Origin of the sequence: Pseudonocardia endophytica, from assembly GCF_004339565.1 — a bacterium.
Lineage (GTDB): Bacteria > Actinomycetota > Actinomycetes > Mycobacteriales > Pseudonocardiaceae > Pseudonocardia > Pseudonocardia endophytica.
On sequence record NZ_SMFZ01000001.1, the window covers coordinates 2515326 to 2538311 of the forward strand.

A 22986-nucleotide genomic window follows, 5' to 3' on the forward strand; every position below is an offset into this window, starting at 1 on the left:
CGACCCTCAGGCCGGGACGGCGTAGACCACGATGTTCGACTCGTAGCTGCGCGCGGCCGGGTCGAACCGCCCGCCGCACGTGATCAGCACGAGCTGCGGGGCGCCGTCGCGGCGGAACACGTCGCGCGGGAGGTCGTACTTGCCGTACTCGCGGCGGGCGGCGACCCGGAACGTCGCGGTCCGCCCGGTCGCGTCCCGCACCAGCACCGGCTCGCCCTGGGTGAGCTGCGGCAGCACCGACAGCACGCCGACGCCCTGCGCGCGGGAGTCGACGTGACCGGCGATCACCGCGCTGCCGACGGAACCACCGGGCAGTACGCCGGGTGCCCACCAGCCGACCGTGCGGACCTGCTCCGGCACGACCATGCCACCGGACGGATCGGTCCCGACGGGATCGACGGGCGCGGTGACGGAGCGGGCGGGCAGGTCCAGCTGTGCCGGGACGACGGGCGTCCGGGTGCTCGACGGCGGCGGGTCCGGAACGCGGTAGAGCGGCGAGACGAGCCAGGGCACCTGCGGGGCCAGTGACGGCTCCGGGCGCGGCATCGGCTGCGGCGACGGACGCGGCGGGTCGTAGGTCGGCGTGGGGTCCGCGAGCTCCGGGCCCGGTTCGACCGACGGCGCGGACGTGCCCGGTGCGGGCGAGCCGGGTGTGGTCGGCGGGGACGGTGTACGGGGCGGCGCGGCCGAGGCACCCGCGGATCCCGTGGCGGGCGCGGGCGCCGCCTCGAAGCCGCCGGGCACCGGGCCGGCCGACCGGTCCGGGTCGTCCGGCCCGGACAGGACCGGGATGTCGTCGGCCACCGGGCCGGACGTGGTCATGGCGACCGTGGCGGGAGATCCCGGCACCGCGCCGAGGTCCTGCGCGACGACCGAGCGGTCGTCGTCGTCCTGAAGACCGAGAACGGCGCCGACGCCCAGGGACAGCGTTCCGGCCAGCAGCAGAGCCACCGGTCCGCGAATCCCCGGGCGCCGACGCCGTGCACTCACGCGCGGGAGCGGCGCAGCCACACTCCGGCACCGGCGATCAGCAGCAGGCCGAGCCCGCCGAACGCCAGCGGCAGGGTCGGGTCGCCGGACTCGGCGGCCTGACCACCCGTGCCCGCGTTGACGGCCGGGCCGCTCGTACCGTCCGAGCCGCCCTGGCCGGAGCCGGCCGAGCCGGACCCGCCGGACCCGCCGGACCCGCCGGACGCCGAACCGGAGCCCTGGCCCGCGGCGCCGCCCTGGCCCGCGGCGCCGCCCTGGCCGGAGCCGTCACCCTGGCCGGAGCCGTCACCCTGACCGGAGCCGGAACCGCCGGCGGCCTGGTTGCTCTGGTCACCGCCCGGCGTCGCGGCACCGGACGCCGAGGCCGCGGCGGCCAGCTTCTGGCCCAGCTGGTCGAGGTTGTCGATCTGCTGCTTCGCGGCGGCCTTCTGGTCCTCCGGCAGGCCGGGGATGTTCAGCAGGCCGGACGCCTGGTCCTTCAGCTTCTGCTGCTCGGCCTGGGCGGCCTGGAGCCACGCCGGGTCGAACTGGTCACCCGCGCGGGCCTTCAGGTCGTCGAGCTGCGCCTGCACGTCCGGGTTCACCTGGTCCGGCAGCGAGACGCCGACGGCGGACGCGAGCCCGCGCAGCTTCTGGTCGATGCCCTGTCCCTCGGACTGCACCTGCGGCGCGAGGTCCTTCACCTGCTGCCCCACACCCTGGGCGGCACCGAGGCCGCCGAGCGCGGCGAGCCCGAGCGCGCTCTGGTGCGCGTCGCCGAACGCGGCCTTCGGGTCACCGACCCCCGGCACCGACGGCAGGTTGGACGGCAGGTTCGGCACCTGCGGCGTGTTGCCACCGCAGGCGGTCACGCCCACGAGCGCGAACGCGGCCACGGCGGCGCCGACTGCGGTGCGGCGACTCTTGACGGTCATTGCTCTCCCCCGAGGGTCGTGGTTCACGCGCGGTGACTAGCAATGCTGCTCCATCTGGCGCAACCGGGACCCTACGGAAGGTGAAGGCCAGGCGGTGAACGGTTACTTCTTCGCCCTCAGCGGCGCCGGTGCACTCGGGGGCGGGACGACGGGCCCGGTGTCGCCGTCCGGCGCCTCGTCGAGATCGAGGATCAAGGGGGCGTGGTCGCTCGGGCCACTGCCCTTGCGGGCCTGGCGATCCACCCAGACCGCTGCGCGGCGGCCCGCCGGGCCCGAGCCGGCCAGGATCAGGTCGATGCGCATGCCCTGGTCCTGGTGGAACCGCCCGGCGCGGTAGTCCCAGTACGTGAACACGCGCTCGGTGGGCCACCGCTCGCGGGTCACGTCGGTCAGCCCGGTGTCCTGCAACGCGGCCAGCGCGGCGCGCTCGTCCGGCGTGACGTGTGTGGCGCCGTCGAACGCCGGGCGGTCCCACACGTCGTCGTCGGTGGGGGCGATGTTCATGTCCCCGGCCACGACCGACGACGACGGGTCGCCCGCGGCGACCATGTCCCGCAGCGCGCCGAGCCAGCGCAGCTTGAACAGGTAGTGCGGGTCCTGCGGGTCGCGCCCGTTCGGCACGTAGACCGACGTGACCCGCAAGCCGCCGCAGGTCGCGGTGACGGCGCGGGCGTCGGGCTCGTCGATGCCGCCCTCGGTGAACGCCGGCTCGACCGGCAGGCCGCGCACCACGTCGTCGAGCCCGACGCGGGACAGCAGCGCCACCCCGTTCCACCGGCCCTGCCCGTGGTGGGCGTGGGCGTAGCCGCGCTCGGCCAGCGGGGCCGCCAGCGCGTCGTCGAAGTCGCCGTCGGAGAGCTTCGTCTCCTGCAGGCAGACGACGTCCGGCGCGCGCTGGTCCAGCCAGGGCAGCAGCCGGGGGATCCGGACCTTCGCCGAGTTCACGTTCCAGGTGGCCAACCGCACCCGGGCGATCCTAGGGGGTGTCCGGCGAGCCGGGCTCAGTCGTCGTCCGGCGGTGTCGCCTTCCGCACGTACAGCAGCTGGTCACCGCGCTCCAGCGCGTCCACCGCCGCCGCATCCACCCGGTGCAGCTCCCCGCCCCGGACCACGCCGAGCACGATGTCCGGCAGGTGCCGCGGCGATCCGCCGACCTCCTGGGTCTCCACCGGCCGCTGGCTGATCGCGAACCCGGCGTCCGGCGTGAGCAGGTCCTCCACCACCTCGACGACGGCCGGGGACCGGGTCGCGACGCCCAGCAGCCGGCCCGCCGTCTCGTCGGAGACGATCACCGAACTGGCCCCGGACTGGCGGAGCAGGTGCACGTTCTCGGCCTCCCGCACGGCGGCGACGATGGACACGGTGTCGGAGATCTCGCGCGCGGTCAGCGTGACCAGCACCGCCGTGTCGTCGCGGTCCAGAGCGACGACCAGCGAGACGGCCTGGTGGACGCCGGCGATCCGCAGCACCTGCGACCGGGTCGCGTTGCCGGACACGGTGACCAGCCCGAGCCCGGACGCGACGTCGAGCCGCGTCCGGTCGGTGTCCACCACCACGATCTTCTCCGGGTCGACGCCGTCGCCCAGCATCGTCTCCACCGCGGCCCGGCCCTTCGTGCCGTAGCCGACGACGACCGTGTGCTCGCGCACGCGCGACCTCCAACGCTGGATCCGGAACGACTGGCGGGAGCGCTCGGTGAGCAGCTCGACCGTCGTACCGACGAGGACGATCAGGAACAGGACCCGCAGCGGCGTGACGACCAGGATGTTGATGCCACGCGCGACGGGTGAGACCGGGACGATGTCGCCGTACCCGGTCGTGGACAGCGACACGGTCGAGTAGTAGAGCGCGTCCAGCAGCGAGATCGGTCCGGCGCCGTTGTTGTCCAGGTAGCCGTCGCGGCCGAAGTAGACGATCAGGGTCGTGGCGGCCAGCGCCGACACGGCGATGATCAGCCGCACCACCAGCGACCGGACCGGCCCGACGCGCTGGTCCGGCATCCGCAGAGCGCCCATGACCTGCGGGTCGAGGGTCGAGAAGCGCGACGACAGGTCGGACACGCCGCGCAGGCTAACGCGTGTCCGGTACGACGCCCGCGCAGGCGGCGCCGGTCGTGAGCTCGTCGAGACCGAACGCACCGACCGGGTCCAGCGCCCCGGTGCCCCGCACGCCGTGCTCCGCGGCGCGGGTCGCGCCCCATGCCAGCAGGCCTGCGGTGATCGTGTACGTGTCCGGCGCGGTGAGCCGCGTGCGGGCGAGCAGCGTGCCCGCCGGATCGAACACCTCGGCGACGAACGACGACGTCGTGCGCTCCAGCGTGTCCGGGTCCGGCGCCTCGGACGCCCGGCCCGTGGCGAGACCGGCCAGCCCGGACACGGCCCTGCCCAGCGCAGGCACCCGGTGCAGAAGCGCCGACGCGCCGCTGGTGGCGTGCACGATCCCGCTCGCGGAGCCGAACCAGCCGAGGTACACGTCGACGACGCGCAGGCCGGGCTCCAGCCTCGGCAGCGCGAACTGCTCGACGCCACCGATCGTCACGCCGTGGCGCGGCCTCCCGGCGACGTCGAACGTCCGCATCCGGGCGCCCGCGGGCTCGGCGCGCAGCGTCCCGCCGCGCCAGGCGTACCCCGGCGCCGTCGCGGCACCGGCCAGCGAGCGCAACGTGCCGCGGGAGAAGCCCTGGCCCTTCCCCGTCCCGTGCTGAGGCTCGTTCCGCGTGGGCTCCTCCCGCTGCACGAAGTACCCGACGTCGACGCGTTTGGGCTCGCCACCGGCGGCGCGGGCGTCACGCAGTGCGAGTGCCCCGGCCAGCACGCCGGGCACGTAGTCGTTGCCGAACGCGGTGAGCAGAGCGGCGCCGGTGCGCTCGGCGCGCGGGCCGTGCTCGTCGAACACCCGGCGGACGAACGCGGGCTCGCCGGCCGAGTCCAGGTAGACCGCCCCCTGCGCCACCGCGGCCCCGACCGCGGCCCCGCCCACCTCCGAGAACGGCCCGACGGTGCTGACCAGCACGTCACCGGCCCCGAGGAGCGTCTCGAGCGACTGCGGATCACCGACGTCCGCGACGCGCGTCGGCAGCCCGCCGAGCGTCGCACCGAGCGTGGCCAGCCGCTCGTGGTCACGGCCGGCCAGCACCGGTTCCGCGCCGCGGGCCACGAGCGCCTCGGCCACCCGCGTCCCGGTGTATCCGGTCGCTCCCCACAGGACGATCTTCGAGCTCACGGCCGCGAGGGTAACCACCCCGAACGACGTCCGGCGCCCCCTATGGTGGGCGGGTGGCGACGACGGGGACGGACGGCGACGGCCATGGCGCCGACAGCGCCCGGACCGTCGTCCGGCGCCCTCGTCTGCCCCGCCGGGTCCGGCCGGCCCCGGCACCGCCCCCGCCCCCGCTGGACGTCCTGGACGCCGGCCTGGCGATCGCCACGGACCTGCGCGACGGGCCGTCCGGTCCCCGCGCCGCGGACGCGCTGCGCCGCCTCGGCGAGCTGGCCGGCGCGGACGCGCTCGGGCTCGCCGATCCGGACGGCACGGTGGCCTGGTGGGGCCCCGGCCACGACGAGGGTGCCGCGCTCGCCGGTCGCGCCGCCGCGACCGGGCGCCGCGCGTCGGACCGGGAGCGGGTGGCGCTGCCGCTGCGCACCGAGGACGGTGCGGCGGCGGGCGCGCTGGTCGTCGGTGGCGCCGTCCCGGCGGCGACGGCGCGCCGGGTCGCCGCGTGGGTCGGTGACGCGCTGGAGCGCGGGCGGCTGGAGGCGGGCGCCGCGGAGGCCGAGCGCGCCCGCCTGCGCACGCTGCGCGCCCAGATCTCGCCGCACTTCGTCTACAACGCGCTGACCACGATCGCGTCGTTCGTGCGCTCGGACCCGGCGCGGGCCCGTGACCTGCTGCAGAGCTTCGCCGAGTTCACCCGCCACTCGCTGGCCGCCCGCGGCGACTACACGACGCTGGCCGGCGAGTTCCGCTCGGTCGAGGCCTACCTGACGCTCGCGCGGGCCGTGCTCGGTGACCGGCTGCGCGTGCAGGTGCGGGTCGCGCCGGAGGTGCTGCCGGTCCCGATCCCGGTGCTGGCGCTGCAGCCGCTCGTGGAGAACGCGGTGCAGCACGGCGTCGAGCGGTCCGGCGACGGCGGCACCGTCCAGGTGTGCGGCGAGGCGCGCGGCGACGACTGCCTCGTCGTCGTCGAGGACGACGGGCCGGGCATGACACCGGAGCACGCGCGGGCCGTGCTGGCCGGGACGGCCGACGGCGCCGGGCTGGCCCTGGTCAACGTGGACCGGCGGCTGCGCGCGGTCTACGGGCCGGACCACGGGCTCGTCGTGGAGACCGCGCCCGGCGCCGGGACCCGGATCGTGCTGCGCGTCCCGCGCTTCCAGCCGGGCGTGGTGGTGTCGTGACGCTCCCGGATCTGTCCGTGCTGGCCGTCGACGACGTCGCCCCGGCACTGGACGAGTTGTGCGCCATGCTCGCCGACACCCCGGGCGTCGGGACCGTCGCCCGCGCCGGGGACGCCGTCTCGGCGCTGCGGCAGATCCCCGGTGGTCGCTTCGACGCCGTGTTCCTGGACATCACGATGCCGGGGATGGACGGCCTGGAGCTGGCCAGGGTGCTGGCCGCGATGGCCGACCCGCCGGAGGTCGTGTTCGTGACGGCGTTCGACGAGCACGCCGTCGCCGCGTACGGGCTCGGCGCCGTGGACTACCTGCTCAAGCCCGTCGCGCAGGACCGGCTCGCCGAGGCGCTGACGCGCGTCCGGCGGGTCACCGGCGCGGTCCGGCCGGCCGTCGCCCCGGACGCACCTCCGTCCCCGGCGCCGGAGCCGCCGCCGGTGCCGCGTGTCGACGAGCTCGCCGTCGTCCCGGTGGAGCTCGGCGGGCGGACGCGCTACCTGCGGCGCGAGGACGTCCGGTTCGTCGAGGCGCACGGCGACTACGTGCGGCTGCACACGGTCCGCGGGTCGCACCTGGTCCGGATCCCGTTGTCCCGGCTCGAGGAGCACTGGGCGCCGCACCAGTTCGTCCGGGTGCACCGCAGCTTCCTGCTGGCGCTCCCGTCGGTGGTGGAGCTGCGCAGCGACGCGGGCGGCGGGCTGCTCGCGCACACCGAGGCCGGGGACGTGCCGGTGAGCCGCAGGCACTCCCGCGAGCTGCGCGAGATGTTGCTGGACGCCGCGGCGGGCCGGGCGGCGCCGTGAACCGCCGACGGGTCGCGGTCACCGCCCCCGCAGATCCGACCCCGCCGCGACGGCGACCGCAGGCCGACCAGGTCGTCCCCCCGGAGTCGCTCGCGGCGGCGCGCCGGATCCGTCGCACCCAGCTGCGGCGGACGGCCGTCGTGCTCGGCGCGAGCGCGCTGCTGCTGTTCGGGGTGCCGGTGCTGATCCGGCTGGCGCCGTGGCTGGTCGAGATCCGGCTCGCCGGGGTGCCCGGCGGATGGCTCGTGGTCGCCGTGCTGCCGTACCCGGTGATGGCGGCGCTGGCCTGGGCGCAGCTCGTCGCGGCCGAGCGGGCCGAGCGGGCCCCCTCTCCCCCGCCTACCGGGCGGGACCGCGCGTGACCGAGGCCGCCGTCGTCGCGCTGGTGCTCGTCACCGTGCTGATCGGCGCCCGCGGCGTCGCGGCGATGCGCACGACGTCGGACTTCCTTGTCGCGTCCCGCCGGACGTCGCCGCTGCTCAACGCCGCCGCCGTGTCCGGGGAGTACCTGTCGGCGGCGTCGTTCCTCGGCGTGGCAGGCCTGGTGATCAAGGAGGGCACCGGCGCGCTCTGGTACCCGGTCGGCTTCACCGCCGGGTACCTGCTGATGCTCGGTCTGGTCGCCGCGCCGATGCGTCGCTCCGGCGCGCTGACCGTGCCCGGGTTCGCCGAGGCCCGCTTCGGTTCGACGCGGCTGCGGCGGTTCTGCGCGCTGGTCGTCATCGTGATCGCCGGGCTGTACCTGGTGCCGCAGCTCGTGGCCGCCGGGCAGCTGCTGACGGCCCTGTCCGACGTGCCGTACTGGGTCGGCGTGATCGTCGCCGGGGCCGCGATCGGGCTCACGCTCGCACTCGGCGGGATGCGGGCCGCGACCTACGTGCAGGCGTTCCAGTTCGTGCTCAAGCTGCTGCTGTTCGCCGGGCCCGCGATCTGGCTGCTCGTCGTGGCCGGACCGGACCTGCGCGAGCAGATGACCGCACCGCCGCCGTTCGAGCGGTTCGCCCGCGAGACGACCGTCGACTTCCGGCTGCCGGCCACGCTCGTCGTGACCGAGCCGGTGACGGTGCTCGTCGACGGCGAGGCGCGCGAGCTCGAGCCGGGCCCGCACCGGGCAGCCGCCGACCAGACGTGGGCGTTCCCGGCCGGTGCCGACGTGCCCGACGTGGAGGGCAGCAACCTGCCGGTCCCGGGCGGTCCGGAGTGGACGATCCCGCTGCTCGGGTCCGGCACGGACTCACCGCTGCTCGTCACGTGGTCGGTACTGGCCGCGACGGCGCTGGGCACGATGGGGCTGCCGCACATCATCGTCCGGTTCCACACCAGCCCGGACGGCCGCGCGGCCCGTCGTACCGCGGCGATCACGGTCGCGATGCTCGGCACGTTCTACCTGTTCCCGATCGTGTACGGCCTGCTCGGCACCGTGCTCACCCCGGAGCTCGCGCTGTCGTCGGCGACCGACACGGCCGTCGTCACGCTGCCGGGGCGGGTCGCGGGCGGGACCTCCGGCTCGGTCGTCGGGGCGCTGCTGGCGGTCGGCGCGTTCGCCGCGTTCCTGGCCACCTCGCTCGGGCTGCTGCTCGCGCTGTCCGGCGCGCTCGCCCACGACCTCATGCCGTCCGGTCTGCGACGGCTGAGGCTCTCCGCACCCGCCGCCGCGGCCGTCGTCGTGGTCGCCGCGTTGTTCGCGGGCGGGCTCGACGTCAGTGCCGCCGTCACCTCCGCGTTCGCCGTGGCCGCGTCCACGTTCTGCCCGCTGCTCGTGCTCGGGCTGTGGTGGCGCGGGCTCACCGCACGCGGCGCGGGCGCCGGCATGGCGACCGGCCTGGTGACGTCGGCGGGGGCGATGGCGCTCGCCGCGCTGCCCGGACCCCCGATCCCCGACGACGGCACGGTCGCGCTGCTCTGCGCGCAGCCCGCACTCTGGTCGGTCCCGCTCGCGTTCGCGGTCATGATCGGCGTGTCGCTGCGTGACCACGCTCCGGCGTCGGCCGAGGTCGCGATGCTCCGCCTGCACCTGGACGACGAGCGTTAGCGTTTCGTGTCAAGACCGTTCGTCGATCGGTGTTGTCGTCGGCGGCCCGATCGTCCACCGTTCGACTCAGTTGTCGCCTGTGCGGCGCGCGCGGCTTTCGCTCCCGGCTCCCACGCCCTTTCCTGGGGCGCATCGGTGGCCGGGCGGAACCGTGCGCGGGCACGAGACATGCGAGGAGGCATGCGTGAGTACCACGGAGTCCGAACAGAGTGCGGGCGGTCCGCCCCCCGGCGGTGGTGGCGGAACGGACTGGACGGCGGTGCAGGCCAGCTCCGACTTCCAGGAGCTGCGCAGCCGGCTGCGCCGGTTCGTGTTCCCGGTGACGATCGGGTTCCTCGCCTGGTACCTGCTCTACGTCCTGCTGGCCAGCTACGCGCCGGGATTCATGGCGGCGAAGGTGCTGGGCAACATCAACATCGGGCTGATCTTCGGCCTGCTGCAGTTCGTGTCCACGTTCGTGATCACGATCCTGTACGTGCGCTTCGCCGACCGCAGGCTCGACCCGCTGTCGTCGAAGATCCGTGAGGAGATCGAGGGAGGCTCCCGATGACGCTCGCCCAGGGCGGCACGATCGCCAACCCGGCCCTCAACATCACGATCTTCCTGGTGTTCGTCGTCCTGACGCTCGGCATCGTCATCTACGTGAACCGCCGCGCGCAGCGAACGGCGTCGGACTTCTACACCGCGGGCGGCGGCTTCTCCGGCCCGCAGAACGGCACCGCGATCGCCGGTGACTACCTGTCCGCCGCGTCGTTCCTCGGCATCGCGGGCGCGATCGCCGTGAACGGCTACGACGGGTTCCTCTACTCGGTCGGCTTCCTGGTGGCGTGGCTCGTCGCGCTGCTGCTGGTCGCGGAGCTGCTGCGGAACACGGGCCGCTTCACGATGGGCGACGTACTCGCGTTCCGGATGAAGCAGACCCCGATCCGGGCCGCGGCGGCGACATCGACGCTGGTCGTGTCGTTCTTCTACCTGCTGGCCCAGATGGCCGGCGCCGGCGGCCTTGTGTCGCTGCTGCTCGGCGTCACCGAGCCGATCGTGCAGGACATCGTGATCGCGGTCGTCGGCATCGTGATGATCGCCTACGTGCTGATCGGCGGCATGCGCGGCACGACGTGGGTCCAGATGATTAAGGCCGTGCTGCTCATCCTCGGCACACTGATCATGACGATCTGGGCGCTGGCGCTGTTCGGGTTCAACTTCTCCGGCCTGCTCCAGGGCGCCGTGGACAAGGGCGGCGCGACCGGCGAGGCGCTGCTGGCACCCGGCAAGCAGTACACGAGCAAGATCGACTTCATCTCGCTCGGCCTCGCGCTGGTGCTCGGCACGGCGGGTCTGCCGCACGTGCTGATGCGCTTCTACACCGTGCCGACGGCCAAGGAGGCTCGGAAGTCGGTCGAGTGGGCGATCTGGCTGATCGGCATCTTCTACCTGTTCACGCTCGTGATCGGGTACGCGGCAGGCGCCCTGGTGGGCCCTGAGGCGATCAAGGCGGCGCCGGGCAAGGTCAACTCGGCGGCACCGCTGCTGGCCAACGCGCTGGGCGGACCGGTCCTGCTGGGCATCATCGCGGCGGTGGCGTTCGCGACGATCCTCGCCGTCGTCGCCGGTCTGACGATCACGGCATCGGCGTCGTTCGCGCACGACGTCTACATCAACGTGATCAAGAAGGGCAACGTCCAGGACGAGCAGAAGACCGAGGTCCGGGTCGCGCGGATCACCACGGTCGTGATCGGCATCGTGGCGATCGTCGGCGGCATCCTGGCCAACGGCCAGAACGTCGCGTTCCTGGTCGCGCTCGCGTTCGCGGTGGCGGCGTCGGCGAACCTGCCGACGATCCTCTACTCGCTGTTCTGGAAGCGGTTCAACACGACCGGCGCGCTGTTCAGCATCTACGGCGGCCTCGCGAGCGCCCTGATCCTGATCGTCTTCTCGCCTGCCGTGTCCGGGAAGCCGGCGACGGCCTCGACGCCGTCGATGATCACCGGGGCGGACTTCGCCTGGTTCCCGCTGGAGAACCCGGGAATCGTGTCGATCCCGCTGTCGTTCGTCCTCGGCATCGTCGGCACCTACGTCGGCCAGAGCCGGGCCGACGGCAGCAAGTACGCCGAGATGGAGGTCCGGTCCCTGACCGGCGCCGGGGCGGCCAAGGCGTCCACGCACTGATCCGCTCGCACCACTGATCGACGAGGAGCCCGCGTCCCCGACATCCGGGGGCGCGGGCTACCTGCGTTCCGGGCTCGGTCCGCCCTCGGTCTCGGCCCGGCAGGCTGTCCGGCCGCTCAGCTCGTCCGGTACTGGCGCGCCCAGTCGACCTGCAGCCGGACCTCGTCCGGTGTGGACGCGTCCGGGGCGGGCATCCAGTTCACGGCCGGTCCCTGGTCGAGCTGGATGCACAGGTGCATCGGCGTCGTGGGGATGACCGCGCGGTCGGTGGTCTCCCAGGCCTTCCTGCCGTCGACGAACCAGGTGATCCGGTCCGGCTGCCACTCCATGGCGAACGTGTGCCACTGCGTGAAGTCGCCGTCCCGGCTGGTTCCGACGATCCTGTTGTCCGCTCCGTAGTGGACGAACGCGGTCGCGGCGGTCCGCTTGTCGCTCGGGACCTCCATCATGTCCAGCTCGCCGTCCTCCGGGAACTTCTCGGAGTCCGGCCACAGCAGGATCGCCGAGCTGTAACCACGGCCCGGGTCGGTGCGGGCGCGGAACTCCCAGCGGCCGTAGAGCTGGCCCTCGCCGAGCGCCATGCCTCCGGACGTGCCGCCGTCCTGCCGGGGACGGGCGGTGATCGTCAGCAGGCCGTCGCCCTGGGAGATCGCCGACGGGTGGCGCGTCCCGTTGCCGAACGCACCGACCGAGTCGTAGGCGTTCCATCGGTCCGTGTCGAGCGCCGGGCCGTCGAACTCGTCGCCGCCGGTGTAGGTCCAGCCTGCCGGCGCCGGGACGGCGGGCTCCTGCACCCGCGGAGCGGCCACGGCGGACGGGGCGATCACGGCCAGCGCCGCGACGGCGGCCAGTACCACCGCACCGACTCCGGCTCGGCGGGAGCGCAGGGCAGCACCACGCACGGGAACTCCTCGCCGCCGGTCGGGGGAGCGGCGCGCCCTGGGGAGTGGGCGGCCTCGGGAGCTCTCCGGCGTCACCCGAAAGAGTAATAGCGGACATCACGGCGCCGTCACGGACGAGTCACGCTTGCGCCGAACAGCCCTGCACAGAGCGCCGACCGGTCGAGTCAGACTGTCTCGGCCACCTGCGGCACCGACGCGAGAAGGCCGCGGAGTCCGTCCGCGTCGAGCAGGTCGGCCGGGCGGAGCGTGATCCCGTGCCGCACGTAGTGGAAGACGGCGCGGACCCGCTCCGGATCCACCCCGGCCAGCGCGGCCCAGGCCAGCCGGTAGGCGGCGAGCTGCACCGCGACGGCCTGTTCCCGGGCGCCCTCCGGCACCGCGCCGGTCTTCCAGTCCACCACCGTCCACCCGCCGTCGGCGTCGGCGAACACCGCGTCCATCCGCCCGCGCACGGCGATCCCGTCCACGACCGTCTCGAACGACACCTCCACCTCGACCGGGACGCGCTCCGCCCACTCCGAGGCCAGGAACGCCTCCTGCAGCTCGGCCAGAGCGTCGTCGCCGGCAGCGTCCGCGTCGGCGGCACCGGGCAGCTCGTCGAGGTCGAGCAGCCGCTCGGCTCCGAAGCGCTGCTCGAGCCAGGCGTGGAACGCGGTGCCCCGGCGGGTGTGCGGGTTCGGCGGCATCGGGACCGGGCGCCGGAGCCGCACGGCCAGTTCGTCCGGGTCGTCGGCCAGCTCGACGAGCCGGCTGACCGACACCTGGCCCGGCAGCAGCACGGTCGGGCGCCGGGCCGCGGCCGCACGCTCGGCCAGCAGCACGTCGACGTCCGCGGCCCAGCCCTCCGGGTCCCCGCTGCCGTCCACGACGTCCTCCGGCGTCGGGGGGAGGTCGAGGCTCAGCTGGTCGGGGGAAGCGGGCCGGGCGCGCCGGCCGGGCGGGCGGGAGCGGCGCCGGACCGCGTCCCGGACGAGGTCGGCACCGGCCCGCACGTCGGTCGCGCGCTCGCCGAACGGCTCGGTCGGCCACACGGCCGTACGCCGGACCGTCAGCGCCGGGTTGCCGTCCTCGATCTCGGGAGCCGGCGCCCACTCGTCGAGCACCCCGACCTCGCTGCCGCCCGGTCCCTCCAGGATCTCCCGCAGCTCCTCGAGGAACACCGACGGTTCCTTCGGCCGCTCCCCCGTCGCGGGCCAGCGGTGCCCGGAGGCCAGCAACGTGTGCTCCGAGCGGGTCAGTGCGACGTAGAACAGGCGCCGCTCCTCGGCGAGGCGGCGATCGTCCAGCGCCGCGTCGTGGGCGTCGAGTGCCTCCTCGATCTCCTTGCGGTCGCCCCCGGGCGGCAGGAGCAGGCCGGGCAGGTCGTCCGCGTCGCCGCGCAGTACCACCGGCAGCTCGGAGGGGTCCTTCAGCCAGCTGCCGGACATCTTGCGGCCCGGGAACACCTGGGAGACCAGGTGCGGCACCGCGACGATCTCCCACTCCAGGCCCTTGGCCGCGTGCACGGTGAGGATCTGGACCCGGTCCGGCGCGACCTCGACCTCGCCCGGCGTCAGCCCGTCCTCGGCCTTCTCCGCCGTCTCCAGGTAGTCCAGCAGCGCGGGCAGCGTCGCCACCTGGGCGCCCGCCGAGAACTCGGCGACGACATCGGCGAACGCGTCCAGGTGCGCCCGCCCGGACGGTCCGGGCCGGGCGGCGGTCTCGACGTCGAGCAGCAGCGTCCGCTCGGCGTCGGCCACCAGGTCGGTCAGCGGTGCCGAGGCACGCCCGCGCAGCAGGGACAGCTCCCGGCCGAGCCTGCGGATCCGGTCGAACCCGGCCTCGGAGTACCGGCCCGGCTCCCCCGGATCGTCGATCGCGTCCACCAGCCCGGCCTGTTCGGCGTGCTCGCCCGGCAGGGCACCGAGCGCGAGCTCTTCCGGCGAGAGCGGACCGGGACGCGGGCGCGACGCCGGGACGAGCTCGCGGGCCCGTTCCCAGAGCGCCGCCAGGTCCGCGACGCCGAGACGCCACCGCACGCCGGTGAGCAACCGCACCGCGGACGGGCCGGCCAGCGGGTCCGCCACCACGCGCAGCGCACTGACCAGGTCCCGCACCTCCGGCGTGTCCAGCAGCCCGCCGAGCCCGACGACCTCGACCGGAAGCCCCCTCGCCCGCAACGCCGATGCCAGCGGATCCATGTCCGCACGGCGGCGGACCAGCACGGCCGCCGTCGGCGGGCTGCCGTCCCGCTCACCGGCCCGTTCGTGCCAGCGTGACGCCACGGCGTCGGCCACCCAGTCCACCTCGGCCCCGACGTCCGGAAGCAGCGCGGCCCGCACCTCGCCCGGTGCCGCTCCCGGCACCGCCCGCAGCTCGCCGACCTCCACCGTGTTCGACCGCAGCGCTCGTAACTCCTCGGAGACCCGGTTCGCCAGCGTCAGCACCTCGTCCGGGTTCCGGAAGCTGGTCAGCAGCCCGTAGACCGGGGCGGGGTTCCCGTCGACGTCCGGGAAGTCGGTGCGGAAGCGGGCGAGGTTGCCCGCGCTCGCCCCGCGCCACCCGTAGATCGACTGGCACGGGTCGCCGACCGCGGTGACCGACCCACCACCGCCGGCGCCCCGCCCGAACAGCGCGCGCAGCAGCACCCGCTGGGCGTGGCCGGTGTCCTGGTACTCGTCGAGCAGCACGGCCCGGTACTGGCCCCGCTCGATCTCGCCGACGCTCCCGTCCGCCTCGGCGATGCGCGCGGCGAGCGACATCTGGTCCGAGAAGTCCATCGCCTGCTCGGCCTGCTTGCGCCGGGCGAACTCCTCGACCAGCGGGAGCAGCTCGCGGCGCATCCGCTGGCCGGTGATCCGGGCCCGGTAGCCGGCCGACGGCTCGGCCCGCTGCCCCTTCCCGCGCGGCGCCCGCTCCAGCGTCGCGATCATCTCCTCGGCGAGCCGCCGGACGTCCCCCGGCTCGGCGAGGTGCTCCCCCAGCTCGCCGGACAGCGCGAGCAGGTAGCCGGTGACGGTGGCCGGCACCCGGTCGATCTCCAGGTCGTCCGCCCACGTGGACACGACCCGGTGCGCGAGCTGCCACGCACCCGTCGGGGACAGCAGGCGGTTCGCCGGCTCCGCGGGCAGGCGTAGCGCGTGCTCGGACACGAGACGGCCCGCGTAGGCGTGGTAGGTCGACACGGTCGGTTCGCCCGCCAGCAGGGCAGCCCTGCGACTGCCGCCGGGATCGAGGTCGTCCAGCAGGCGGGAGTTCGCCAGCCGCCGCAGCCGCGACCGCACCCGCGTGCCGAGCTGCTGGGCGGCCTTGCGGGTGAACGTCAGCCCCAGTACCTGCTCCGGCAGCGCCCGGCCGGTGGCGACGAGCCAGACGACGCGGGCCGCCATCGTCTCGGTCTTGCCCGCGCCCGCTCCGGCCACGACGAGGGCGGGCGCCGGCGGCGCGGCGATCACCGCGGCCTGCTCCTCGGTCGGGGCCGGCAGGCCGAGAGCGACGGCCAGCGCGGACGGGGTCAGTTCCACGGGACGGTTGTACCGCCCACCCCCGACAGTTCCGTCACCCGACCTCGTACTGGCGGGCCCAGTCCACCTGCATGCGCACCTCGTCCGGCGTGGTGGCGTCCGGCGCTGGCATGAACTTCGCCGCCGGACCCTGGTCCAGCTGGATGCACAGGTGCATCGGCTTCGTCGGGATCACCGTCCGGTCGGTGATCTCCCACTGCTTCGTGCCGTCGACGTACCAGGTCAGCCGGTTCGGCAGCCACTCGAACGCGAACGTGTGCCACTGGGTGAAGTCGCCGTTCACCTGCGCGCCGCGGGTCTTGTTGTCCGCGCCGTAGTGCACGTACGCGCTGGCCGTGCTCCGGTCGCCGACCGGTGCCTCCAGCATGTCCAGCTCACCGTCGATCGGGAACCGCTCGGAGTCCGGCCAGAGCAGGACGGCGGGGCTGTAGCCCGTTCCGGGGTCGGCGCGGGCCCGGAACTCCCAGCGTCCGTGCAGCTGGCCCTTGCCCATCGAGATGCCGCCGGACGTGCCGCCGTTCAACCGCGGCCGAGCGGTGACCGTCAGCAGACCGTCGCCCTGCTCGACCGCGGACGGTCTGCGCAGCCCGTTGCCGAACCCGCCGACCGAGTTGTAGACGTTCCACCTCGAGCGGTCGAGGGACGGCCCGTCGAACTCGTCGCCGTTCGTGCGGACCCAGTCGACGGGAGGTGCGGCCGGTCTCGCCGGTACGGCGGCCGGGCGCTCGTCGGCCCGGTCGTCGCTCCCGACCGGTGGGACCAGGATCGTCCAGCTCGCGGCGATGATCGCGACGAGGCCCAGCGCGATGCCGCCCATGACGCCACCCGCCCGTCGTGCCCGGGAGGCCTTGCCGCGCTTCGCCATCGGGTCGGCGGGCGGCACGGCGCGCGCCGGAGGTCGTCCGGCGGGGGCGCGGCCGACGGCGGGTGACGGGGAGACGGCCGCCGCGGTGCGCCCGGGCCCGGTCGGGCGGGGACCCGCCGGACGAGGTGGAGCGGCGGGGCGGGCGGACGGTGCCGCTGCCGGGCGCGGAGTCGCCGGGCGCGGCGCAGCCGGTCGGGGCGGGTCCATGGTCCGCGTGGCTTGAATGGACGGAGCGGGCTGAGCCAGGTCGGACGGGGCCTCGCCGGACGGGGCCTTGCCGGACGGGGCCTGCTCCGGCGCGGGGGCCGCGGCCGAGTCCATGATCGGCGGAACGGGAGCGGACGCGCCACCAGTGGCGCGATCAGACCACTCCTGCCGATCACCGCCCGGTTCGCCGGTGCCGGGTGGGGACGGGGGCGGACCACCGGGCATCACCGGACGGCCCTCCGGCATCGGGCGTGGCTCGCGTGGGGCGCGGGCCGCAGCCGGAATGACCAGGCCCGGCCCGGGGACGTGGCCTTCCTCGGCGGCGCGGGCCGAGACCTGCGTGACCGCCTCGACGGCCGCGGCCGGGACTCGCGACGTCGCCTCGACCGCCGCGGCGGGGACCCACGAGGTCGCCTCGGTCGTCGAGACCTGCGCCTGGGCACCGGAGCGGACGACCCGCGTCGTCCCGTCGACGCGATCGGCCCGCTCGGCGGGCCCGTCGGCGGCGATGGCCCGCGTCCGCTCCACCTCGACGGACACCGTGGTCGACGGCAGCGCCACGGTCCCGGCGACCGGCGACGCGCCATCGTGCGGCGCGGCAGCGGCGTTCAGCCGGACGGTGGAGTCGTCGCGCATCGCGGTCACGGTACGAGACGACGATCATTGTCGGTTCACTCGGGTAGCGGGCCGCCCCGGTGACGCCCGCACGCAGGAATTCCGCCGGGGTCGAGAACGTCCCAGTGACCATGACGATCGATCCGGGCCGCTACGGGATCTGGCGGCGAGCGAACGGGCTGGGACCGGAGCTGGCGCAGGAGGTCGAGCGCCTCGGCTTCGGGGCGATCTGGATCGGCGGCTCACCTCCCGCCGATCTCGCGGTCGCCGAGTCGCTGCTCGCCGCGACCGACCACCTCGTCGTCGCGACCGGGATCGTGAACATGTGGTCGACGCCCGCCGACGACGTCGCGCCGTCCTACCACCGCCTCGCCGAGCGGTTCCCGGACCGGTTCCTGCTCGGCGTCGGCGTCGGGCACCCGGAGCACACCGGCGAGTACACGAAGCCGTACGCGACCGTCGTCGAGTACCTCGACCGGCTCGACGCGCTCGACGTCCCGGTCGCCGGACGGGCGCTCGCCGCGCTGGGGCCGAAGGTGCTGGCCCTGGCCGCGGAGCGGACCGCGGGCGCCCACCCGTACCTGACCACCCCGGAGCACACGCGCCGGGCGCGCGCCACACTCGGGCCGGACGCGCTGCTCGCCCCCGAGCACAAGGTGGTCCTCGACGACGACGCCGACCGGGCCCGCGCGCTCGGCCGCCCCGCCGTGCAGACGCCGTACCTGGGCCTGCGCAACTACGTGACCAACCTGAAGCGACTCGGCTGGACCGACGCCGACATCGAGAACGGCGGCAGCGACGCGCTCGTCGACGCGCTCGTCGCGCACGGTTCTCCGGAGGTGGTCGCGGCCCGGCTGACCGAGCACCTGGACGCCGGTGCCGACCACGTCTGTGCCCAGGTCCTCACACCGGACGGCGCCGACGTCGTGCCGGACCTGCGACGGCTGGCCGGTGCGCTCCGGCTCGGCTGACACCCGTCCGGGTCGGCGTCCCGGGCCACGTGCGGCGGTACCCTCGATCCGGTGCTCGTCTCCCGCGATCCCGTGACCGTTCTCGGCCCGTTGCGCCGGCCGGCTCCGGCAGTGATCGCGGTGGCGCTGGCCGTCGCGGTCGCGCTCGGGGTCTGGTATTCCGGAGACCCGGTCGCGGGCCGCGTGGACCGACGCACCGAGTCCATCGTGGACTCCGTGACCGGGGACCACTGGCGGTTCTTCTCGCGGATCGTCGAGCTGGGGTCCCCGCAGTTCGTCGTGCTCTGGGCCGTGCTGCTCGCCGGGGCGGCACTGCTGCTGCACCGTCCCCGCCACGCGGTGCTGGCGATCGTCGGGCCGGGCGTCACGGGGGTCGCGACGACCGTGCTCAAGCCCCTGGTCGGGCGCTCGATCGGCGACTCCGCCGGCTACGCCTATCCGAGCGGGCACACCGGCGGCGCAACGTCGATCGCACTGGCGGTCGCGCTGCTGGTGATCGGGCTCGCCCCGACCGGACGGGCGGTCGCCGTGACCGTCGTCGCGTCCGCGGCTCTGCTCGCGGGCGGTGTCGTCGGCACCGGAATGATCACCATCGGTGCCCACTACCCCACCGACACGGTCGGCGGGTTCTGTTTCGCCGTCGCGATCGGGCTCGGCTCGGCCATGGTGATCGACCGCGTCGCGGACCGGCGGGCCGCACGCGCGGGCCGGTCACCGACCCCGTCGCCCCGCTGATCCCCGGGCACGCCCGGCCGAGCAGCGTCAGCCGTCGAGCACCGACCGGCCCGGCTCGACGGCGGGGCAGCTCGTCCGCACCGGACAGCGGTCGCAGTCCGGCCCGACGCGCGCGACGAACGCCGTCCCCGACGAGTCGTCGGCGCACTGCAGCACCACGTCCCGCCACTGCTCGGTGCCGTCGCCCTCCAGCGGTGGTTGGCTCGGCTCCTTGGGCATCCCGCTCGCCTTGCGGTCGGCCAGGAACACCAGCCGGGCCCCACCGGGCGGGGCACCGGCCCCGACCAGCGAGTCGAACGCGCCGAGCGCCGCGGCGAGCTGGTACACCGCCAGCTGGGGGTGCTCGGCGGCCTGCTTGGCAGGGGTCGCCGTCTTGCCGGTCTTGACGTCGACGACGACCGGGCGCCCCTCGGCGTCGGTCTCCAGCCGGTCCACCCGTCCCCGCAGACGCACCCGTCGGGGCCGCTCCTCGGCGGGCGGGTCGTCGTCCGGAGTGTCGCCGCCGAGGTCGAGTTGCACCGGCTGCTCGACCGCGACGAGGGACAGGCCGCCGTCGCGACTCGCACGGACCCACTCGTCGAACGCGGCCAGCATGGCCCGCACCCGGTCCAGCTCGCGCCGCCCGAACCAGGGCGCGCCGGCGTCGAGCCGGGCCCACGCGGAGTGCAGCGCCGACTCCAGCTCGCCCGGGTCCGCGCCGGCGGCCTTCGCCTGGACGAGGGCGTGCACGAGCGAGCCGGTGACTGCGGCCAGCGCACCGGTCTCGTCGCCGCCGTGGCGGGCCAGCACCCAGCGCAGCGGGCACGAGCTGATCGTCTCCACGTCGCTCGGCGAGACCGGCACGAGCTCGCCGGGCGCGCGCAGGGGCTCGGTGCTCGACGGCGGGGCCAGCCCGTACCAGTCGTCGGGATGCGCCCCCGGCACTCCGTCGGCCGCGAGCCGGGACAGCTGGACGGCGGCCCGACGACGGCGCGCGACGGCGGCGGGCTCGCCGCGGTCCGGGGTGCACACGGCGCGGCGGAGCTCGCCGACGAGCTCGGAGAGCACGAGCGACCGGCCCGGGTGGTGCACCGGGCGGGACTCCGACGCGTCCGCCGGGAGCGGGTCGAGCTCGTCGAGGAACCGCGACGGCTGCTCGTCCTCCCCCTGTACGCCGCTCACCAGCAGCATCTCCCGGGCGCGGGTACAGGCGACGTAGAACAGCCTGCGTTCCTCGGCCAGCAGCGGGGCGACCCGGGACACCGACCCGTCCGGTTCGTCGACGCCGGCGACGAGGTCCACGAGGCGTTCGTTGCCGAGCAGGCTTCCGCGCAGGCGCAGGTCCGGCCACAGTCCTTCCTGGACGTTCGGCACGGCGACGACCCGCCACTCCCGGCCGCGCGCCGCATGCGCCGTGAGCAGCTCCACGGCGTCGCCCTGCGGCGACTGCGGGGCCAGCGTGTCGCCGGGTAGCTGCTGGTCGGCGATGTAGTCGAGGAAGCCGGCGACGTCGGCGCCCGGCAGCCGGTCGGTGTAGCGGGCGGCCGCGTCGAACAGCGCGAGCACGGCGTCCAGGTCGCGGTCGGCGGCGGCACCGGCCGGACCACCGCGGGCGCTCGCGTCGCTCCAGCGCCGGGCGAGGCCGGTCCGCCGCCAGACGCGCCACAGCACCTCCTCCACCGAGTGCCCGTCGGCGACCGCGCGCGACGCGGTGTCCAGCAACGTGCCGACGTCCCGCAACGGGGCCGTCTCGGCGGGCGCGAGCGCGGACAACGGGTCGGGGTGTCCGGTCGCGGCGGCACGAAGCGCCTCGACGAGCAGCGGATCGCTGCTCGCGGCCTCGACGTCGGCCGCGGTGGAGGCGGGTCTCGGCGGGGACGCCAGAGGACCGTGTGCGGGTGGACCCGGCGTCTCCGAGCCGGCGTCACTCCCGGTCGGGCGGTCACCGGCCGGTCCATCGGTGACGGGACTCGGATCGGGGCCGGTCGCGCGTGGCACGTCCGGTCGATCCGGTGCCGGGTCAGCGGTGGCGACCGGGCCGTCCGCCCCGGCCGCGGGAGCCTCCGGCACGCCGTCTCCCTCGCGCGCACCGGCGCCACGGCGGCCCGCGGCGTGCAGTCGCAGCAGCCCGCGGCGCAGGCGGCGCATCCGCATCGGATCACCACCGCCGAGCGACGAGGTGAGCAGCGCGACCGCCAGGTCGGCGTCGATCGTGGACGGCCGCGTCACCCCCTGCAGGATCAGCAGCAACGGCACGACGGCGGGCTGGCGGGACAACGGCAGCTCGTCCGGAGGCGCGACGATCGGCACCCCGGCCGCGGCCAGCGCGCGCCGCAGCGCGGGCAGTGTGCGGCGCGCGGAGCGGGACAGCACGGCCATCTCCGACCACGGGACGCCGTCCACGAGGTGCGCCCGGCGCAGGCGGTCGGCGATCCAGCCCGCCTCCGTCGCGGCCGAGGCGAACACACGGACCGCGACGGCGTCCCCGGCCTCCTCCACATCCGGCCCACCTGCGCCCGGGTCCCCGGTTGCACGGTCACCACCCGACGTCGACCTCTCCGCTCCGGGAGCATCACCGTCGGGGTCCGTGACGGTGTCGGCGCCGTCCGCCTCAGGTCGGGCGCCACCGGCGTCGGTCGCGGGAGCGGTCTCGCGGGTGCCGTCCGTGCTGCTGTCCGCCCCGTCGACTCCGGGACGGGTGCCGGGGGAACCCGCGTCGGGCTCGTCGGGTCCCGGCGGGACGCGGCGCCGCCCCGGCCCGGCGCCCGGCAGGCGGGCGGCCAAGCGGGCCGCGGCGGCGCGGACCCCTGCCGTCTGGCGGTGGTCCTCGATCAACACCTCGGTCGGGGCGTCGACGGCGTTCATGCCCTGCGGGTCGGCGCCGCGGAACGTGAGCACCGCCTGATCCGGGTCACCCGCCAGGAGCGTCGCCCGTGCCGACCCGGCCAGTTCCCGCACCAGCTCCATCTGCTGGGGATCGAGATCCTGCGCGTCGTCCACCAGCAGGTACCGCACCCGCTCCCGTTCCCGGGCGCGCAGCTCCGGATCCGCGGCCAGTGCGTCCAGCGCGGCCGCGACGAGCTCGGCCGAGTCGAGCGCGGGCGCCGTCGCCTGCGGGGCGCCGCGGCCCGCCGCCCCGCGCAGCAGCACCACCTGCTCGTACGTGCGGAAGAACCGCCCGGCCGCGACCCACTCGTCGCGGCCCCGTGCCTCTCCGATCTCCTCGAGATCGTCCGGACCGAGACCGCGTTCGGCCGCGCGCAGCAGCAGCTCGCGCAGTTCGGCCGCGAACCCCGGCAGGCCGAGCGCCGGGCTCAGGCGGTCCGGCCAGCCGGACCCAGGCACGCTCCCGTTCCAGTTCGCGATCTCGCCCGCGAGCAGATCCCGCACCACGACGTCCTGCTCCGCGCTGGCCAACAGGCGCGGCGGCGGGTCCTCGTGCTGCGCCGCGTGCAGCCGGAGCACGCCGAACGCGTACGAGTGCACAGTGCGCACCAGCATCTCGCGCGACGTGCGGGCGGCACCCTCGCGCGCGAGCAACGGCGTCAGGCGGCCGCGGAGGTCGGCGGCCGCACGTCGGCTGCCCACGAGCAGGAGGACGTTCTCCGGGGCTGCGCCGTCGGCGATCCGCCGCGCGACGGACTCGATCAGTACCGTCGTCTTGCCGGTGCCAGGGCCGCCGACCACGCGCAGCGGACCGTCCCGGTGGTCCAGCACCCGCCGGGCAGGCGCGGACCACCGCCGCGGCGTCACGACCGCAGCCGGGACGCGGACCAGGCGCGGCCCGGTCGACGCCGCCGGGGTGGCGGTGCGCGAAGCTGTCACGCGGACGATTCGACCACGCCACCCCGACAAGAACGGGTCCCGGTCGTACCGCGGCGGCGGATGGCGGGCTGCGATCGACGGGAGACGG

17 protein-coding genes are annotated in these 22986 nt (G+C 75.2%); 8 read left to right on the forward strand and 9 right to left on the reverse strand.

Annotated elements, in window-relative coordinates; all coding sequences use genetic code 11:
• Positions 1–6: 6 nt before the first annotated feature.
• From EV378_RS11340 to EV378_RS11360, 5 genes are all read right to left on the reverse strand, one after another.
• Entirely contained in the window at positions 7–951 is a 945-nt protein-coding gene (locus EV378_RS11340) for a class F sortase (RefSeq protein ID WP_132423693.1), read from the reverse strand.
• A gap of 35 nt (positions 952–986) precedes the next feature.
• Complete coding sequence (locus EV378_RS11345) at positions 987–1904, reverse strand: DUF4142 domain-containing protein (protein ID WP_132423696.1); 918 nt, start codon at positions 1902–1904, stop codon at positions 987–989.
• A 102-nt stretch (positions 1905–2006) separates the two neighbouring features.
• Complete coding sequence (locus tag EV378_RS11350; protein ID WP_132423699.1) at positions 2007–2870, reverse strand: exodeoxyribonuclease III; 864 nt, start codon at positions 2868–2870, stop codon at positions 2007–2009.
• Positions 2871–2905: 35 nt separating this feature from the next.
• On the reverse strand, positions 2906–3919 hold the full coding sequence (locus tag EV378_RS11355) for a potassium channel family protein (protein WP_132427741.1): 1014 nt from the start codon (positions 3917–3919) through the stop codon (positions 2906–2908).
• 55 nt (positions 3920–3974) lie between these two features.
• The gene (locus EV378_RS11360; protein WP_132423702.1) at positions 3975–5126 is read right to left on the reverse strand and encodes a saccharopine dehydrogenase family protein; all 1152 of its coding nucleotides are present in this window, start codon (positions 5124–5126) and stop codon (positions 3975–3977) included.
• A gap of 53 nt (positions 5127–5179) precedes the next feature.
• Between EV378_RS11360 and EV378_RS11365 the strand changes: the two genes are divergently transcribed.
• The 6 genes from EV378_RS11365 to EV378_RS11385 all read left to right on the forward strand — a co-directional run bounded on the left by EV378_RS11365 (position 5180) and on the right by EV378_RS11385 (position 11296).
• Positions 5180–6301, forward strand: coding sequence for a sensor histidine kinase (locus tag EV378_RS11365; protein WP_243653389.1), 1122 nt, complete (start codon positions 5180–5182; stop codon positions 6299–6301).
• A gap of 65 nt (positions 6302–6366) precedes the next feature.
• A complete protein-coding gene (locus EV378_RS11370; protein ID WP_243653603.1) occupies positions 6367–7098 on the forward strand; it encodes a LytR/AlgR family response regulator transcription factor in 732 nt (243 codons plus the stop codon).
• Complete coding sequence (locus EV378_RS36265) at positions 7095–7460, forward strand: hypothetical protein (protein ID WP_243653390.1); 366 nt, start codon at positions 7095–7097, stop codon at positions 7458–7460. Before EV378_RS11370 ends, EV378_RS36265 begins: the two co-directional genes overlap by 4 nt.
• Positions 7457–9130, forward strand: coding sequence for a sodium/solute symporter (locus EV378_RS11375; protein WP_243653391.1), 1674 nt, complete (start codon positions 7457–7459; stop codon positions 9128–9130). Before EV378_RS36265 ends, EV378_RS11375 begins: the two co-directional genes overlap by 4 nt.
• A 184-nt stretch (positions 9131–9314) precedes the next feature.
• On the forward strand, positions 9315–9680 hold the full coding sequence (locus EV378_RS11380; protein ID WP_132423708.1) for a DUF485 domain-containing protein: 366 nt from the start codon (positions 9315–9317) through the stop codon (positions 9678–9680).
• Positions 9677–11296 (forward strand): solute symporter family protein, encoded by a 1620-nt coding sequence (locus EV378_RS11385; protein WP_132423711.1) that lies wholly within the window; start codon positions 9677–9679, stop codon positions 11294–11296. Before EV378_RS11380 ends, EV378_RS11385 begins: the two co-directional genes overlap by 4 nt.
• Before the next feature lie 116 nt (positions 11297–11412).
• Here EV378_RS11385 and EV378_RS11390 read toward each other — a convergent pair whose 3' ends face one another.
• From EV378_RS11390 to EV378_RS11400, 3 genes are all read right to left on the reverse strand, one after another.
• Positions 11413–12198, reverse strand: coding sequence for a glycoside hydrolase family 16 protein (locus EV378_RS11390; RefSeq protein ID WP_165922247.1), 786 nt, complete (start codon positions 12196–12198; stop codon positions 11413–11415).
• A gap of 164 nt (positions 12199–12362) precedes the next feature.
• Entirely contained in the window at positions 12363–15701 is a 3339-nt protein-coding gene (locus EV378_RS11395) for an ATP-dependent helicase (RefSeq protein ID WP_132423716.1), read from the reverse strand.
• A 34-nt stretch (positions 15702–15735) separates the two neighbouring features.
• On the reverse strand, positions 15736–17409 hold the full coding sequence (locus EV378_RS11400; RefSeq protein ID WP_132423719.1) for a family 16 glycosylhydrolase: 1674 nt from the start codon (positions 17407–17409) through the stop codon (positions 15736–15738).
• Between the two features lie 110 nt (positions 17410–17519).
• Here EV378_RS11400 and EV378_RS11405 point away from each other — a divergent pair, with 110 nt between their 5' ends.
• Both EV378_RS11405 and EV378_RS11410 read left to right on the forward strand, forming a co-directional pair.
• Entirely contained in the window at positions 17520–18359 is an 840-nt protein-coding gene (locus tag EV378_RS11405; RefSeq protein ID WP_132423722.1) for an LLM class F420-dependent oxidoreductase, read from the forward strand.
• Positions 18360–18410: 51 nt separating this feature from the next.
• Positions 18411–19094: a phosphatase PAP2 family protein gene (locus EV378_RS11410; protein ID WP_132423725.1), complete on the forward strand. Its 684-nt coding sequence runs from the start codon at positions 18411–18413 to the stop codon at positions 19092–19094.
• A gap of 27 nt (positions 19095–19121) precedes the next feature.
• Here EV378_RS11410 and EV378_RS36270 read toward each other — a convergent pair whose 3' ends face one another.
• On the reverse strand, positions 19122–22898 hold the full coding sequence (locus tag EV378_RS36270; protein WP_243653392.1) for an ATP-dependent helicase: 3777 nt from the start codon (positions 22896–22898) through the stop codon (positions 19122–19124).
• Positions 22899–22986: the final 88 nt, after the last annotated feature.